Below are 15,948 nucleotides of genomic sequence, written 5' to 3'. Positions count from 1 at the left end.
CCTATTTTTCCACCAAGCCTGACGGGATGGGTATCGGCCTGACGATCTGCCGCTCGATCGTCGAGTCGCACGGCGGACAGCTTTCGTTTTCAAGGATCGGCAAGGGCGGGTCGCGTTTTCAATTCACCTTGCCAATGTAGGAGAAGCCCTGAAACTTGAATTCTTCGACGTGCGGACGGGATGCTGGCGATGAGTGATCTCCGGCCCTCCGCGGGTATTGCGAGGCGGCGTAGCTTTTGGCGTAACTTTCGGTTTTCCGGATCTCAAAGCCAGCAATTACGCCAAAACACCCTGCTGCATCATGGGCGTATGACTGCCCAGCGAATCGTCACCAGTCGATTGTTTATTAACGTGTTTTTGCATCACGCCGTGAAAACACCTTGATATGTGAATATGCCATGTATCGGGGTTTGGTGCCATCGAGGCCCGAGGGTGCCCGTCTACACTTGCCTCTTCGACGTAGCTTTTTGCGTACCGGGGGCGCTGCCGTTCAAGTGCGAGTTGCCGTCGAAAACGGGCGTTTAGGCCGCTGCTCGACCTGCGATCCAGCCGGCCGCCGGATGCTTTAACGGGGGTGCATGTTACCAGTCCCGACGGAGTCGGGCACGGGACCGGCGTGGATAGTGGCGACCGTCTGGCAGGGGCGAGGCGCCTTGCCGGGCTCCGACCCGAGACGCTACGGTTCCTGCGTGCCGAGTCGCCGGACGATGCTTAGCCTGCTCGCGGCGAGGCTCTATGAAACTGCGTGTCTCGGCTTTCTTAGCACGTAGAACACGTACCCGTAATTTCCCTCGGCAGAATCGAAGATCCGGATTCCGCTGAGCGTTTGCTGCGCGAAATTCCGGACCGACTGCTCGGCGTGCTGCAGCAAGGAGTTCGCGAGCGGTTCGAGCTTGTCGTAATACCCGTCGATCCAGGCCGCTCGCGATAACAGGTGGGTCGCGATCACGTCGTAGCCGACGGCTCGTGCGATAGCGAGGTTGTCGTCGACGGTTCGCATGTCGGGATAGCCGGACCGGAAGTATTCGCGCGCTGCCCGGGGAACCTCGTCCATGCTGCGCAGCCACGACAATTCGCTGACCACCGCGTATCCGTCGGGGCGGATGGCGGGGAACCACGTTTCCAGCGCGCGCGGAAAGCCGATGTGGTAGGCCGCGCATTCGGACCACAGCAGGTCGATTGCCGGAAAACGCGCCGGAATGTCGGCCATGTCCATGCAGTGCATGTGGACGAGCTCATCCATGCCGAACTCCTCCGCGTATCGCGCGAGGGTGCCCAGGTGGCGTTCGGAGGTGTCGACGGCGTGCACCGGGGTTCGCAGCTGGCTCGCCAGCGCGAGCGTCTGGCGTCCGGCGCCGCTGCCCGCATCGACGACCACCGGGAAGCTGTCCTGCGGGATCATGGCGAGCACTTGCAGCGTGTCGAGATTGCTTCCGGGGCCGAGTTTTTCCATGGTCGCGAGGGCTTGGCAGAGTGGGGGGCTGGGTCGGTGGGGCAGGGGAGTGAGGCTGGGGTGCAGGCGCCGCTATTCGAGCAGATAGTAGGCGGCCGTCCCGCCGCGGTTCGTTCGTGCCTTGTCGAGTTCGTTGCGGGCCAATACCCGCAGGTGGACTTCGTCCGGGCCATCGAAGAAGCGCATCGCCCGGCCCCAGGTCCAGAACAGCGACAAGGGGGTGTCGGGGGTGAGTCCCATCGCGCCGAACACCTGCATCGCGCGGTCGAGGATGCGCGTCTGCAATTGGGCGGCGACGAGCTTGATGGCAGAGACGTCGACGCGGGCGGCCTGGTTGCCGCGCTGGTCCATCAACCACGCGGCGCGCAGCACGAGCAGCCGCGCCTGGTCGATCTCGACGCGCGAATGGGCGATCCAGTCCTGGATGTTGGTGAAGTCGCACAGGTACTTGCCGAAGGTGCGGCGTTCGAGCGCACGTTCGCACATCATCTCGAGCGCGAGCTCGCACTGGCCGATGGTGCGCATGCAGTGGTGGACGCGGCCGGGGCCGAGCCGGGCCTGGGCGAGCGCGAAGCCCTTGCCTTCCTCTCCCAGCAGGTTTTCCGCCGGGACGCGGACGTCGCGGAAGACGATCTCGCAGTGTCCTTCGGGTGACAGGTGGTGCATGACCGGGATGTTGCGGACGATCTGCACGCCGAGCGTATCCATCGGGACGATGACCATCGAGTGGCGGCCGTGGGGCGCGTCGTCGCAGGAGTCGCCGCTCTGGCCCATCACGATCGCGAAAGCGCAGTGCGGATGCGCGGCGCCCGTGACGAACCACTTGCGGCCGTTGACGACGTAGTCGCCGCCGTCGCGACGGATGCTGGTGCGGATGTTGGTGGCGTCCGACGAGGCGACATCCGGCTCCGTCATCGCGAAGCAGGAACGGATGCGGCCCTCGAGCAGGGGGCGCAGCCAGCGTTCGCGCTGGGCGTCCGTGGCGTGCAGGTGCAGCAGTTCCATGTTGCCGGTGTCGGGGGCGCTGCAGTTGAAGACTTCGGCGGACCAGGGAATCCTGCCCATCGCTTCTGCCAGCGGGGCGTATTCGGCGTTGGCGAGCCGGGTGCCCGGTTCGTCGTCGCGCAGGCCGGGAAGAAACAGGTTCCAGAGCCCTTCCTCGCGCGCGATCGCCTTCAACGGCTCGATCACCGCCAGCGGGTACTCGCCGCGCGCTGCGGATTGATGCCATTTCAGATTGACCGGCAGCACGCGCCTGTCAATGAAGTGGCGCAATACGCCCAGGACCGTTTCGGTTTGCTCGGAATAGTCGAAGTCCATCGGGTTCCGTTCCTTATGAAGCAGGCGAGATCGTGAGGGATTATAGACGACCGACTGGTCGGGCGTGTATCTTGTGCAGCGAAAAATGAGGCGTACGCGACGTGGAGTGGATGGTGCGATCAAGTGTCCGGGCAGATGCAGAGGGGTGGCATGTCGGCGAAAGGTCCTGAGGCGTGGCGGCCTGTGAATGTGGATGGGGGCGAACCGCCAGCTGCCGCTTCGCTGGTCTGCCCGCTGATCCCGAGCCGGATGAAATACACCTGTTCGGGGCGCTGCCGAGGGTGCAAGCCGGGCGGCCCCGGGATGGGCGCCATACGGCCGGAAACAGATACGACCGCTTGCATCGGCATATTGACACCCGACCGGTCGGTCGAGTAGTCTAGGTTACGTCGGCAAGCGCACTTGCAAGGCCGCTCCGCCGCCCGAGTCGGGTCGGGCTTGCATCATCAATTCAGAGAGGTCGCCAGAAATGCATTTTGAGCAATCGAAGAAATCCCTTGAGTGGATGGAGCGGGTCCGGGTCTTCATGGACGAGCATGTCTATCCAGCGATTCCGACTTATCACCAGCAGATGGCCACCATCGACCGCTGGAAGGAAACGCCGCCGATCTTTGAGGAGCTCAAGGCCAAGGCGCGTGCCGAAGGGCTGTGGAACATCTTCATGCCGCCGTCGGACCACGACGACGAGTTCTTCACGAGCATCGGCCTGACCAACGTCGAGTACGCACCGATCGCGGAATTGATGGGGCGGGTGTCCTTCGCCTCGGAGATCTTCAACTGCATGGCGCCGGACACCGGCAACTTCGAGGTGCTGCACCGCTATGGCACGAAGGACCAGAAGCGCCGCTTCATGGTGCCGCTGATGAACGGCGAGACGCGCTCGGCCTTCCTGATGACGGAGCCGAAGGTCGCGTCGTCGGACGCGCGCAACATCCGCACCGAGATCCGCCGCGACGGCGACGACTACGTGATCAACGGCCACAAGTGGTGGTCGTCGGGTGCCGGGCATCCGCACTGTGCGTTCTTCATCGTGATGGGCAAGACCGATCCGAACGCCGAGACGTATCGCCAGCAGTCGATGATCCTCGTGCCGCGCGACACGCCGGGGGTCACGGTCGTGCGCCATCTCAACGTGTTCGGCTTCGACCATGCGCCGCACGGACACTTCGAGGTCATCCTCGACAACGTCCGCGTGCCGGCCGAGAACCTGATCCTGGGCGAAGGGCGCGGCTTCGAGATCGCGCAGGGGCGCCTCGGACCGGGCCGCATCCACCATTGCATGCGCAACATCGCGTCGGCCGAGGTGGCGCTCGAACGCATGTGCATCCGCCTGATGTCGCGCGAGGCCTTCGGCAAGCGCATCAACGAGCATTCGGTGTGGGAGGAGCGCATCGCCAACGCGCGCATCGACATCGAGATGGTGCGCCTGCTGTGCCTGAAGGCCGCCTACATGATGGACACGGTCGGCAACAAGGCGGCGCGCGGCGAGATCGCGATGATCAAGGTGGTGGCGCCGCAGGTCGCGCAGCGCATCATCGACATGGCGATCCAGGCTCACGGCGGCGGCGGTGTGTCGCAGGACTTCGGGCTCGCGGAGATGTACGCCAACACGCGTATCGTGCGCCTGACCGACGGTCCGGACGAGGTTCACTGCCGCACCGTGGCACGGCTCGAATGCAAGAAACACGAAGGACGCGAATATTCGAGCATCAAGGCGTACTCCAAGTAAGGGGTGATCCGGGGCCGTCCCCAGGGCAGCCCCGGTCCGCGATATCGTCGTTTTTTGGAGCAAGCTGATGATCAGTGCCGGGCAGCGTCGCTACGTTCTCTTTCTGCTGTTCATGGTGTCGGTGTTCAACTACATCGACCGGACAATCCTTTCGATCCTGCAGGTGCCGATCAAGGCGGATCTCGGGCTGTCCGATTCGCAACTCGGGGCGCTGACGGGGCTGTCGTTCGCGCTGTTCTATTCGACGCTGTCGCTGCCGATCGCGCGCCTCGCCGATCGCTGGACGCGCAAGTACCTGATCGCGGGATCGCTCGCGATCTGGAGCGGCATGACCTCGCTGACCGGGCTCGCGACCAGCTTCACGAGCCTGCTGTTCTACCGCGTCGGGGTCGCCGCGGGTGAAGCCGGCAGCATCCCGGCGACGCATTCGATGATTGCGGATCTCTACCCGGCCAGCGCGCGCGCGACGGCGTTGTCGGTCTGGGGCTTGTCGCTGCCCGTCGGGATGATGTTCGGCTTCTCCATTGCCGGTGCGCTCGCGGAGGCGGTCGGATGGCGCATGGCTTTTGCGGTCGTGGGCGTGGCGGGCCTGGTGCTGGTGCCGATCCTGATGTTTACGATGCGTGAGCCGAAGCGCGGGCAATTCGATTTGGCCCCGGCAACGGCGTTGCCGGCTCCGAGCGCCAGGGAGGCGTTGAGCCGACTGTGGGGACTGAAGACCTACCGCTACCTGGTCGTCGCCGGCGCCTTCCATGCGTTCGCGTGGTACTCGGTCAATAGCTGGAGCGCACCGTTCTATGTGCGCGTTCACGAAATGTCGCTCGCGCAGACCTCGCTCTACCTGGCGCTCGTGAACGGTTTCGGCAGCGCCGCGGGCATGTACCTGGGCGGTCGCCTCTCCGATCATTTCGGCAAGAACGATCCCCGGGCGCGGGCTCGCGTCGTCGCGATCGCCTTGTTCGTGATGGTCCCGTTCGCGCTGTGCCAGTACTTCGTCGCTTCCGCCGAACTCTCGATGGCCCTGGGCGCCGTATCGCAGACCCTGATGCTCGTCTATTACGGACCGATCATCGCCATCGCCCACATGCTCGTTCCGGCCAACATGCGGGCGTTTACCTCCGCGGTGTTGATGCTGGTGCTCAATCTGTTCGGCCTGGGCCTCGGGCCCTTCGTTACGGGGCTGCTCAGCGACACGCTGGTGGCGCACATGGGCGTGGCCGAGCATTCGTTGCGCTACGCGATCAGTTTCTCCGTCCTCTTTTCGCTGATGGGCGGCTGGATGTTCTGGCGTGCGTCGAATTCATTGCCGCACGAAATGCTGCACAAATCGGAAGCGTCATCGCCGGAACCGGTTGTGCCGGCGGGACTGCGTGAAGTTCGCGAAGTGCGCATCGGTTAACGGTCATACAAGAGATCGAGGAGAGGAAACGATGGGGAAGCTGGAAGGCAAGGTTGCACTGATTACCGGCGCCGCCCGCGGATTCGGGGCCGAAGCGGCACGCGTGTTCGCGCAGGAAGGCGCTGCAGTGGTGCTTTGCGACCTCCTGGACGAGGCCGGTGTAGGCGTCGCGCAGGAGATTCATGCGGCAGGTGGACGGGCTCGGTATTTTCACCTCGACGTATCGCAGGAAGAGGACTGGCGCCGTGTCGTCGATGAAAGCATCGCTGTCTTCGGCAAGCTCGACATCCTGGTGAATAACGCCGGCATCGTGCCCAGCGTGACTTCGATCGAGGAGCGGACCGTCGAAGAGTGGGACCGCGTGATGGCGGTCAACGCGAGAAGCGTCTTCCTGGGCACTAAATACGCCATTCCGCAGATGCGCCGGGCCGGCGGCGGTTCGATCGTCAATATCTCGTCGCTCGCAGCACTCGGGCAATCCCAGATCATGGAAGCGGCCTACGCCGCGAGCAAGGCCGCGGTCCGGACCTTCACCAAGGTGACGGCAGGCCAGCACGCGAAGGATGGCATCCGTTGTAACTCGATTCATCCGGGTCCGATCGATACGGACATGTTGCGCGGAGCCTGCGCCGACCCCGAAGCCGTGGCGCGGCGGCTGTCGCGCATTCCGCTCGGGCGTCTCGGGCAGATCCGCGAGGTCGTTGCGGGCGTGCTCTACCTGGCGTCCGACGACGCTTCCTACACGACGGGCGCGGAGCTCGTCATCGATGGCGGGGCCTTGGTGCAGTAAGGAGGAAGAAAGATGGAAGCAAATCCAGCGTCCCGCGCCTTTCCGAAACTCTTCGAGCCCTTGAAGCTCGGCCGGATCACGCTGCCCAACCGCATCGTAATGCTCCCGCACGGGACCAGCATGGTGCGGGATGGCGCGATCACCGATGAAGACATCGCGTACTACGAAGCCCGTGCGAAATCCGGACCGGCGATGATGGTCACCGGCGCGGCGATTGTTCACCCGACGTCGGCGATCCGCTCGCGCAAACTGGTCGAACCGTATAACGAGGCCGTCCTCGAGGGCCTGAAGCGGCGCGTGGACGTGATCCACTCGCACGGCGTGAAAGTGGTCGGCCAGATCGTGCATCTCGGGCGAGAAACGATCGGTGGGGAATTCGACAACGCTCCGGTGGCGCCGTCCGCCATCCGCTCGCCCCGCGATCCGTACCCGCCGCACGTACTCGACGAAGACGAAATCGCCGCCATCGTCGACGCCTTCGGCGTATCGGCCGCCAACCTCAAGCGCACCGGCCACGACGGCGTCGAGATCCACGGCGCACACGGCTACCTCGTCGGGCAGTTCCTGTCCCCGGCTACCAACCACCGCGACGATCGCTACGGCGGCACGCCCGAAAAGCGCCTGCGCTTCCTGCGGGAGGTCATCGAATCGATTCGCAAGCATTGCGGCGAAGACTTTCTGCTGGGACTGCGTCTGAGTGCCGACGAGGAAGTCGCCGACGGCCTGGAGATCCCCGATACCGTCCAGATCAGCAAGCTCATCGCCGAGGATGGCCTGACCGATTACCTGAGCATTACCCTCGGGACGCGCGGGCTGTACGTGAAGGATGTGACGGCGCCCGAGGCGACCGCGGCCCGCGCCGCCGGAATCATCCGCAAGGCGTGCGACCTGCCGGTGATCGTCGGCCAGCGCATTACCGGTCCCGTCATCGCGGAACGGATTCTGGCCGAAGGGCAGGCGGACCTCGTCGGCATGGCGCGTGCCTTCATCGCCGACCCCGACTGGGTGGCCAAGGCCGCTTGCGGGCAGGTCGAACGCATCCGGCCCTGCATCGGCGTGAACCAGGAATGCCGCTCGTTTTCGCCGCATCTGCATTGCGCCGTCAACCCGATGGCGGGGCGGGAAGTGGTGCCCGAATTCATGGATCGCGGCCGGGTAGCGGCGCCGCGTCGGATCGCAGTGATCGGGGGCGGGCCCGCGGGCCTCGAAACGGCCCGCGTCGCAGCCGAGCGCGGCCATTCCGTGACGGTATTCGAAGCCTCGGACGGTCTCGGCGGACAGTTTCTCTACGCCGCGTCCTTGCCGCATCGCGCCGACCTGCGCCGCCTGATCGACTATCAACAGGGCGAACTGCGGCGTCTGGAGGTGAAAGTCGAGCTTAATACGAAAATCGCCGGCGCGGACGATCTCGGCGGGGCATTCGACGTGGCGGTGGTCGCGGTCGGTGCGGCGGCGAATCCGGTCAGTGACGAATTGGCTGGCGATCACGTCAAGACCTGGTTCGAGATCCTCGAGAACGGTGCGCCGGCGCCCAGCGGGAGCGGGCGAGCCGTGATGGTCGATGACGGCAGCGCCTTCTGGTGGACCTATGGCGTCGCCGAAAGCCTGATGGACGCGGGCTGGCAAGTGACCATCGCGACGCCGTCGGCGGCGATTGCGGGCACGATCCCGACCGAAAGCGTCGGGCCGCTGCTGGCGCGCCTCGGCGGAGGCGGGACCGAGTATCGCGTGCTCACGGTATTGGAGGGCGTCGATCCCGAGGGCGCGTCCTTGATGAATGTGACCAGTGGCCGCTTGGAGACCGTGCCTTGCGATCTGGTCGTCATCCAGACGGGACGCACGGCGCGATCCGGTCTGGCCGCGGAGCTCAGGAAATCGGGGCTTGAGACGCACGCCATCGGCGACTGCGTCGCGCCTCGCCGGATGTCCAACGCGGTGTTCGAGGGCCAACGCCTGGCCCGCCAACTTTGACGGCGCCGCCGAGCCTCGGCGCCGACGACGAATACAACTCGCTGCGGCTGGACGGTCGCGGCAAACCCTCTGGAGGAAGACATGATCGATTTCGACGGCAAGACGGCGGTAATAACGGGTGCCGGAAGCGGTATGGGCGAGGCGATGGCATGGCGCTTTGCACGCGAGGGCATGAAGATCGTCGTGGCCGACATCGACGCCGCGGCGGCGAAAAGGGTCAGCGACGCGCTTCAGGCGGGAGGGCACCGCGCGCTGCCGGTGCGCTGCGACGTCGCCAGCCCGGAAGAGGTGGAAGCCCTGGCCGTGACCTCGTTCGAGACCTTTGGCAGCGTCGACCTGCTCTGCAACAATGCGGGGATCGTCCCGTCCGGACGTTTCCGACCCGTCTGGGAATATCCCCTCGAAGACTGGAAGTGGTCGTTCGACGTGAATCTGATGGGCGTTGCCCATGGTCTGCGCAGCTTCGTCCCGCGGATGCTGGCGCAGGGCACCGAAGGCCACATCGTGACCACCGCCTCGGTGGCCGGTCTCGTCAGCGGGTCGGGCTCCGCCGTCTACAGCGCGGCCAAGTTCGCAGCGGTGCGAATCACCGAGGCGCTCTATGCGTCCCTGCAAGAACTCGGCGCGCCGATCGGCGTGACCGTGCTGTGCCCGGGGCTGGTGAACACGAAGATCTATCAGTCGGAGCGCAATCGTCCGCAAGAATTGCGGCCGGACGGCGGGGCCGCGGAGGAGACCGAGGAGCTCAAGGCGATCGCGGCCAACCTCTATGCGGGGGCCATCTCGCCCGCCGACGTGGCGGAGCAGGTCATCGGCGCCGTCCGTGCCAACCAGCTCTACCTGCTGACCACGGACAAGTTCGACGAAGCCATCGAAACCCGGATGCGGGCCATCCTGGACCGTGCCAACCCGACCTTCGCCGGTCTGCTGGAACTGAGCAAGCGCGATCTGCGCAACGAAGGGGAGAAGGCGGCATGAATCGCCTGGCGCAGAAAGTTGCCCTCGTCACCGGTGCGGCGTCGGGGATAGGGCTTGCAACGGCGCTGCGCTTTGCCGAGGAAGGCGCCACCGTGATCCTCGCCGACCGCAACGAGGCCTTGCTCGAAAAGGCGCTGGCCGAGGTGCGGCAAATCAGCGAGGGTCATCGCGCGATTCACTTCGATGTCACCGTCGAGGATCGCTGGATCGCCGCCATGCGGGAGATCGATTCGGCCTTCGGCCGGTTGGACGTCCTCGTCAATAACGCCGGCTTCGGCCGCTTCCGGTCGATTGCGGATACCTCTCTGGACGAGTGGCGATCCACGCTCGCCGTCAATCTCGACAGCGTGTTCCTGGGCACGAAATACGCGCTGCCGCTGCTGGCTAGGGGCGGGCGCGGCTCGATCGTGAATATGTCGTCGATTCGCGGATTGGTGGCCGGCCCGAACGCTTCGGCATATTGTGCGGCCAAGGCCGGAGTTCGCCTCTTCACGAAGGTGACCGCCCTCGAATGTGCCGAGGCGCGCAACGGCGTGCGCGCCAATTCGGTGCACCCGGGCCACGTCGAAACGCCATTGACGGCTCCGGCCTATGCCAACGCCGACATTGCCGAAGAATTTCTTCGGCATACACCGCTCGGCCGTTTCGGGCAGCCGAAGGAGATTGCGGATGCCGTCCTGTTTCTGGCGAGCGATGAATCGAGCTACATCACTGGATCGGAAATCACGATCGACGGCGGCATTACCGCCCAATGAAATCTTAGTGACGGGAGGTCGTTGTGGAGCAACAAACCATCAGTAGCACGAGCTTGTTGTTGCAGTCGAAGCTCTTGCGAAAGATCGCACCCTATACGTTGGCCGGATATTCGAGATGGCGTCAGCTTGTCGATAGCGATGGCGCGATCCCGGCCAGGATCAAGGCCTTGTATGTGGCCGTCGCGGCGACGACCAAGGGTTACGTCTCGATGGCCCAACGCGAGCTCAAGCGTGCGCACCAATTGGGGCTGACGTTCGAGGAAGCCTCGGCCGCGGCGGTCGTGCTGAGCAGCGTACGCGGCGAAGGGGCTGCATTGTCGTTCATCTCGACGCTGGAGGCGGAATATCCGCCCGGGTCCGAAGGCGAGGTTCCGATGCCCGAAATCGAGGTGGGGCCGGAGGAAGCGGAGCAGAACTTCCTGCGGTATTTCGGCACGATGCCCCCGTCGCTCGGCAAGCTGATCGAGCTGTTGCCGCTGGGCGGCGATGCGTATTACCTGATGCGGGAGGGCACGATCAACGGCACCGCGCTCGGACCGAAGTACTCGGAACTGATGCTGGTTGCCGTGCTGGCGGCCGATTACAGTCCGCTCGCGTCAGTGCATATCAATGGCGCCCGGACGGCCGGCGCGACCGAGACCGAGATCGCGGAAACGATCGTGTGCACCGTGCTGACGAGCGGTTTGTCGGCATGGGTGTCCGGCGCCAACGCGATGGATGTCCGCCCCGGATGACCCTGTCCGTGTGATCCGCTCCCCCGGATGTGCCGGCCGCCGCCCAGGCGGCCGGCTGTAGCCCACCGCTTCCTTTCGACGCGCTGATGCGCTCGGAGGGGCCGTTGAGGCTTTGTCCGTAGATCCCCGCGACTCGTCGGCGGCGTGATCGCGGCTTTCTTTCCTGTCTTGGCAATACCCCCCCTCGACCTCGCCGACGGTGTCGGTTCCCTCGCTGCAAGCGGCCTCCGCCTCCCTCTCGCGGGAGGGTTCGCTTCGACCTGATAGCGCAGCTTGAGTCGTGCCGTTTTCGACCTCAAATTCTGCGAAAAAATATTGACAACCGACCGGGCGGTCGATAGCCTTTACATCACGTGCAGAACATGAAAACGGCGACCACCGTTACATGCGTCGGCTCCTGATATCTACGTCTTTAGTTACATATCGACGACATTCGACGGAGTTGGCGGCAGCAACGTAAAACCCATGAACCGGTCCGGGGCAGTCTGAGGAGCGAGTCGGAATGAGCAGGCTTCCCCGTAAAAAACCATTAGAGCCGGATTCCAAAGACGCACAAAAAAGGAGGAAGGAGATGAAGGAAGCTCAGTTTGAGGCGCGCTTGCACTGCTTGCGGCCGATGGTCGTCGGATTGGCTGTAGCAGGGTTGTGGAGTGGTAGTGCGCTTGCCTTTCAGATCGAAACCGATAATCCCGACCTTGAAGTTCGTTGGGACAACCAGGTTCGATATAACGTCGGCTGGCGCATGAACGAGCGCGACAACACCGTGGGCGATACCTGGACGTCCCAAGCGGGGGAATACAAGTTCGACAAGGGCGATATCGTCACCAATCGCATCGACCTGCTTTCCGAATTTGACTTCGTCTTCAAGAAGAATTACGGCTTCCGGGTTTCCGGCAGCGCCTGGTATGACGACGCATACGATAGCCATGTGGAGGGCAATCCGGCGTATCAGACGGCGGGTCTCGGGACTGCTTATCCGAATAATCGATTCACGAACGACGTCAAACGCTATTACACGCATTCCGGCGAATTGCTCGATGCCTTCGTCTTCGGACGGATCGACCTCGGCGAATCGCCGCTGGATGTGCGCTTCGGCCGCCACAACATCTACTGGGGGGAATCGCTCTTTACGCCGATCCACGGCGTCTCCTACTCCCAGGGGGCGGTGAACTTCAGCAAGTCGCTGGCGACGCCGGGCTCCGAAGCGAAAGAATTGTTCCTGCCGCGAAACCAGCTGTCGGCACTGCTGCGCCTCAACGAGACTTTCTCCTTTGCAGGGCAATACGCGTTCGAATGGCAGCCGTTCCGCCTTCCCGAAGGTGGAACCTATCTCGGCAGCACCGACTTTTTGTTCTCGGGTGGAACCCGCATCAGCCCGTTTGCGACCACGCGCTTCGTCGGCGATCTCGACTCGGGTCGCAACGCCAAGCCCAAGGACGTTGGCGACTGGGGCCTGAACGCGAAGGCAAACACCGACTTCGGTACCTTCGGCGTCTACTATCGCAAGTTCGACGACAAGGTTCCCCAGTTCCTTCGCACCACCACCGGCCCGACCCGGTTCTACAGTGCCTACGCCAAGGACGTGAAGCTGTGGGGCGTCAGCCTTTCGAAGGAGATTGGGGGCGGTATCGCGCTCGGCTCCGAGATCGTCCGTCGCGAGAACACAGTCCTGAACACGGTATTCGGCGCGACCGATCTCGCACGCGGCGACACCTGGCACGCGCTGGTCAACGCGATTGCGATCATCAACAAGACCCCCCTCTTCGATATGGCGAGCGTGTCGGGCGAACTGACCTACAGCAAGCTCGACAAGCTCCGGGGTAATCCGGCGAACTTCAAGGGTGTCGATCACACGTGCACCAACAAGGTCGGTGCGGCAGGCGGCACGTGGCGCGACGGCTGTTCCACCGACGACGCGTGGGGCCTGCAGCTCTCGTTCGCGCCGACGTGGTTCCAGGTGCTTCCGGGGCTCGATCTGTCGATGCCCATGTCGTACAGCCGGGGCCTGAAAGGCAACTCGCCGGTGCCGTTCGGCGGCAACGAGGACACCGGCAGCTGGAGCCTCGGACTGAGTGCCGACTACAAGGCCAAGTACAAGTTCGATATCAGCTACATCGACTACTACGGCCTCGTGAACCCGAGAGCGACCCCCGCGGCTTTCGCCGTGCCGGGTATCGGACCCACGGTAGTGGGATCGTCCAACGGAAACGGGCCGATCCGCGATCGCGGCTGGCTTTCCGTGACTTTCAAGACCACATTCTAAGAACCCCTGAGGAGACATCGATGGCACAAGGAATCAAGACTCTCGCCGCCTTGCTGGCGGCAGGTATCGCCGGGACGGCGCTCGCTGCTGCCACCCCGGAGGAGATCAAGTCGCTGAGTGGCGCGCGGACTCCGTGGGGTGCGGAAGTCGCAGGCAACAAGGACGGTTCGATTCCGGCCTGGACCGGCGCGGTCAATCCGCCGGCCGGTTTCGATCCGCAAAAGCCGATGCGTCGCCCGGATCCGTTCGCGAACGAAAAGGCGCTGTTTTCGATCGACGCCAAGAACATGGACAAATACGCGGACAAGCTGTCCGACGGCACGAAGGCCATGTTGAAGAAATACCCGACCTACCGGCTCGATATCTATCCGGGCCACCGGACGGCCAATTATCCGAAGTTTTATCTGGACAACACGCTGAAGAATGCGTCGGCGTGCAAGACCGGTAGCGACGGCCTCAAGCTCGAAGGCTGCTGGCCCGGCTTGCCCTTCCCGTTTCCGAAGACCGGCAACGAGGTGGTGTGGAACCGGCTGCTGAAGTTCGATGCGCCGGCGATGACGACGACCGCGATGTCCTCGCGAGTCGTGGATACGCAAGGCAACATCACGCTTACGGGGGCTTCGACCGCCTATATCCAGTATCCGATCTTCGATCCGAAACGCACGACGCCGATCTCCGACAACGAGATCTATGAGGCGCTCCGGCTGGATTACTCCGCGCCGAACCGCAAGGCAGGCGAGAAGGTGCTGGTGCGCGATTCGGTCGACATGCTTGATACCGGACGCCGGGCCTGGTCTTATCTGCCGGGGCAAAGACGCGTCAAGCTGTCGCCTGATCTCTCGTACGACACGCCGAGCCCGACCGGCGGCGGCACCGGGGTTCTCGACGACACCGCCGTGTTCTTCGGCGCGATGGACCGGTACGACTTCAAGCTGGTCGGCAAGAAGGAGATGTACATCCCCTACAACTCCTACAAGATCCGCGATCCGCAAGTTTGTCCCGAGAACGTGCGGCACATGAAGAACCACCTCAATCCCGATTGCATGCGTTGGGAATTGCACCGCGTGTGGGTCGTCGAAGCGACGCTCAAGCCGGGCAAGCGCCACGTCTATCCGAAGCGGGTGTTCCATTTCGACGAGGATATGCCGGGCGTGGGTATCGCCGACAACTACGATTCGACGGGCCAGATCTACCGCGTCGTGCTGAACCTGCCGATCTCGCTGTATGAGACTCCGGGACACCACGCAACCGACGAATACGTGACCCACGATCTCGCGACCGGCATGTACGCGCATCAGACCGATCCGACCGATGGCGGCGGCTGGGTGGTGACGCCGCTGAAGCCGAACTCGTTCTTCATGCCGGAGGCCCTGGCGGCCGAGGGCGTGCGCTGAGGTCCTCGACAACGATCCGGGCCGCCCGCCTGCGGGCAGGCCGGCCCGGACATCGAACCACGCACCCATAGCAGAGGAGGGGACGGCCTTGCGTCACCTGAATGTGTTTGCAGCGCTGACCATCGGTGCAGCGCTCGCAGTATCGCAGCCAGCGGCCGCCTGGACCTTCGTGGGGCCGCTCGACCGGCCTGCGGTGGCCAGCAGCCTGGCCTCCCAAAGCCCGATGATGGCCGTCGCGGCGGCCGGAAATCGGCTCGTCGCGGTCGGCCAGCGCGGCCATATCGTGTACTCGGACGATCGCGGAAGCACCTGGAAGCAGGCGGAAGTGCCCGTCAGCACGGATCTCGTCGCTGTGACTTTCCCCAGCGAGAAACTCGGCTGGGCGGTGGGCCACGGCGGCGTCGTACTGCATTCGAGCGACGGCGGCGCGCACTGGGTCAAGCAGCTCGACGGCAAACAGAGCGCGGAGCTTTCGGTTCGCTACCTCGAAGCCCAGGCCGCCACCAATCCCGACGCCGCCGTCTCCGTCGCGCGCGAAAAGCGCTTGCAGCAGGATGGCGGAACTCAGCCGCTGATGGCAGTGTTCTTCGAAAACGAGAGCAAGGGCTACGTCGTCGGCTCCTTCAACCGCATCTTTCGCACCCAGGACGGCGGCAAGACCTGGACGCCCTTGATGGACCGCACGGACAACCCCGACGAGTTGCACTTCTATAGCGTCGTAGGCGACCACCAGGCGGTCTATGTGGCGGGCGAGGGCGGCATGGTCTTGCGTTTCGACGCTGGCAAGAACCGCTTCGTCGCGCATCCGCTGCCTTACCAAGGTAGCGTCTTCGGACTCCTGAAGCTGGAATCGGACACCGTGCTGGCCTTCGGCCTGCGGGGCAGCCTCTTCCGCAGCGCGAATGGCGGCGGATCGTGGGACAAGATCGCGCTCGGCACGTCGGCGGGGATCACCAGCGGCGTCGTGCTGCCCGGCGGCGAGGTGCTGCTCGCGACGCAGGGCGGCGAAGTCCTGCGCAGCACCGATCAGGGCAAGACCTTCGCGGCCGTGAAGCCGGCACACTCGATGTCCTACTACGGAATCGTCGGGTCGCCTCAGGGCGGTATCGTGCTGGCGGGTTCGGAAGGCGTGCGGGTAGATCCCCACTTGGAGCAATAGTGG

The 15,948-nt window shown here is 64.0% G+C and carries 13 protein-coding genes; 11 read left to right on the top strand and 2 right to left on the bottom strand.

Annotated elements, in window-relative coordinates; genetic code table 11:
- On the top strand, window positions 1-140 hold a 140-nt coding region (locus VJ673_RS24610; protein ID WP_349254759.1), incomplete at its 5' end, for an ATP-binding protein.
- 593 nt (window positions 141-733) lie between these two features.
- Here VJ673_RS24610 and VJ673_RS12390 read toward each other — a convergent pair.
- Entirely contained in the window at window positions 734-1,453 is a 720-nt protein-coding gene (locus VJ673_RS12390) for an SAM-dependent methyltransferase (RefSeq protein WP_324126409.1), read from the bottom strand.
- 72 nt (window positions 1,454-1,525) lie between these two features.
- On the bottom strand, window positions 1,526-2,773 hold the full coding sequence (locus tag VJ673_RS12385) for an acyl-CoA dehydrogenase family protein (protein WP_324126408.1): 1,248 nt from the start codon (window positions 2,771-2,773) through the stop codon (window positions 1,526-1,528).
- Window positions 2,774-3,242: 469 nt separating this feature from the next.
- Here VJ673_RS12385 and VJ673_RS12380 point away from each other — a divergent pair, with 469 nt between their 5' ends.
- The 10 genes from VJ673_RS12380 to VJ673_RS12335 all read left to right on the top strand — a co-directional run bounded on the left by VJ673_RS12380 (window position 3,243) and on the right by VJ673_RS12335 (window position 15,945).
- Complete coding sequence (locus VJ673_RS12380) at window positions 3,243-4,502, top strand: acyl-CoA dehydrogenase family protein (protein WP_324126407.1); 1,260 nt, start codon at window positions 3,243-3,245, stop codon at window positions 4,500-4,502.
- Window positions 4,503-4,569: 67 nt separating this feature from the next.
- Window positions 4,570-5,901 carry a spinster family MFS transporter gene (locus VJ673_RS12375; protein WP_324126406.1) on the top strand — a complete coding sequence of 444 codons (1,332 nt, stop codon included), beginning with the start codon at window positions 4,570-4,572 and terminating at the stop codon, window positions 5,899-5,901.
- A 31-nt stretch (window positions 5,902-5,932) separates the two neighbouring features.
- The gene (locus VJ673_RS12370) at window positions 5,933-6,691 is read left to right on the top strand and encodes an SDR family NAD(P)-dependent oxidoreductase (protein WP_324126405.1); all 759 of its coding nucleotides are present in this window, start codon (window positions 5,933-5,935) and stop codon (window positions 6,689-6,691) included.
- A gap of 12 nt (window positions 6,692-6,703) precedes the next feature.
- Window positions 6,704-8,662: an oxidoreductase gene (locus tag VJ673_RS12365; RefSeq protein WP_324126404.1), complete on the top strand. Its 1,959-nt coding sequence runs from the start codon at window positions 6,704-6,706 to the stop codon at window positions 8,660-8,662.
- Window positions 8,663-8,743: 81 nt separating this feature from the next.
- Complete coding sequence (locus tag VJ673_RS12360) at window positions 8,744-9,640, top strand: SDR family NAD(P)-dependent oxidoreductase (protein ID WP_324126403.1); 897 nt, start codon at window positions 8,744-8,746, stop codon at window positions 9,638-9,640.
- The gene (locus VJ673_RS12355) at window positions 9,637-10,395 is read left to right on the top strand and encodes an SDR family NAD(P)-dependent oxidoreductase (RefSeq protein ID WP_324126402.1); all 759 of its coding nucleotides are present in this window, start codon (window positions 9,637-9,639) and stop codon (window positions 10,393-10,395) included. The genes VJ673_RS12360 and VJ673_RS12355 overlap by 4 nt, the downstream gene beginning before the upstream one ends.
- A 23-nt stretch (window positions 10,396-10,418) precedes the next feature.
- The gene (locus VJ673_RS12350; RefSeq protein ID WP_324126401.1) at window positions 10,419-11,129 is read left to right on the top strand and encodes a carboxymuconolactone decarboxylase family protein; all 711 of its coding nucleotides are present in this window, start codon (window positions 10,419-10,421) and stop codon (window positions 11,127-11,129) included.
- A gap of 502 nt (window positions 11,130-11,631) precedes the next feature.
- A complete protein-coding gene (locus tag VJ673_RS12345) occupies window positions 11,632-13,392 on the top strand; it encodes a DUF1302 domain-containing protein (RefSeq protein WP_324126400.1) in 1,761 nt (586 codons plus the stop codon).
- A gap of 20 nt (window positions 13,393-13,412) precedes the next feature.
- Window positions 13,413-14,786, top strand: coding sequence for a DUF1329 domain-containing protein (locus VJ673_RS12340; RefSeq protein WP_324126399.1), 1,374 nt, complete (start codon window positions 13,413-13,415; stop codon window positions 14,784-14,786).
- 88 nt (window positions 14,787-14,874) lie between these two features.
- Window positions 14,875-15,945, top strand: a complete 1,071-nt coding sequence (locus VJ673_RS12335; RefSeq protein WP_324126397.1) for a WD40/YVTN/BNR-like repeat-containing protein — start codon at window positions 14,875-14,877, stop codon at window positions 15,943-15,945.
- Window positions 15,946-15,948 lie beyond the last annotated feature (3 nt).

This window comes from Aromatoleum sp. (assembly GCF_035254505.1).
Taxonomy (GTDB): domain Bacteria; phylum Pseudomonadota; class Gammaproteobacteria; order Burkholderiales; family Rhodocyclaceae; genus Aromatoleum.
This window is presented reverse-complemented; position numbering and strand designations above follow the sequence as displayed.

Coding starts and splice junctions, on each gene's coding strand:
- VJ673_RS12390 (WP_324126409.1), bottom strand. CDS start 1,453: ATGGAAAAACTCGGCCCCGGAAGCAATCTCGACACGCTGCAAGTGCTC.
- VJ673_RS12385 (WP_324126408.1), bottom strand. CDS start 2,773: ATGGACTTCGACTATTCCGAGCAAACCGAAACGGTCCTGGGCGTATTG.
- VJ673_RS12380 (WP_324126407.1), top strand. CDS start 3,243: ATGCATTTTGAGCAATCGAAGAAATCCCTTGAGTGGATGGAGCGGGTC.
- VJ673_RS12375 (WP_324126406.1), top strand. CDS start 4,570: ATGATCAGTGCCGGGCAGCGTCGCTACGTTCTCTTTCTGCTGTTCATG.
- VJ673_RS12370 (WP_324126405.1), top strand. CDS start 5,933: ATGGGGAAGCTGGAAGGCAAGGTTGCACTGATTACCGGCGCCGCCCGC.
- VJ673_RS12365 (WP_324126404.1), top strand. CDS start 6,704: ATGGAAGCAAATCCAGCGTCCCGCGCCTTTCCGAAACTCTTCGAGCCC.
- VJ673_RS12360 (WP_324126403.1), top strand. CDS start 8,744: ATGATCGATTTCGACGGCAAGACGGCGGTAATAACGGGTGCCGGAAGC.
- VJ673_RS12355 (WP_324126402.1), top strand. CDS start 9,637: ATGAATCGCCTGGCGCAGAAAGTTGCCCTCGTCACCGGTGCGGCGTCG.
- VJ673_RS12345 (WP_324126400.1), top strand. CDS start 11,632: ATGAGCAGGCTTCCCCGTAAAAAACCATTAGAGCCGGATTCCAAAGAC.
- VJ673_RS12340 (WP_324126399.1), top strand. CDS start 13,413: ATGGCACAAGGAATCAAGACTCTCGCCGCCTTGCTGGCGGCAGGTATC.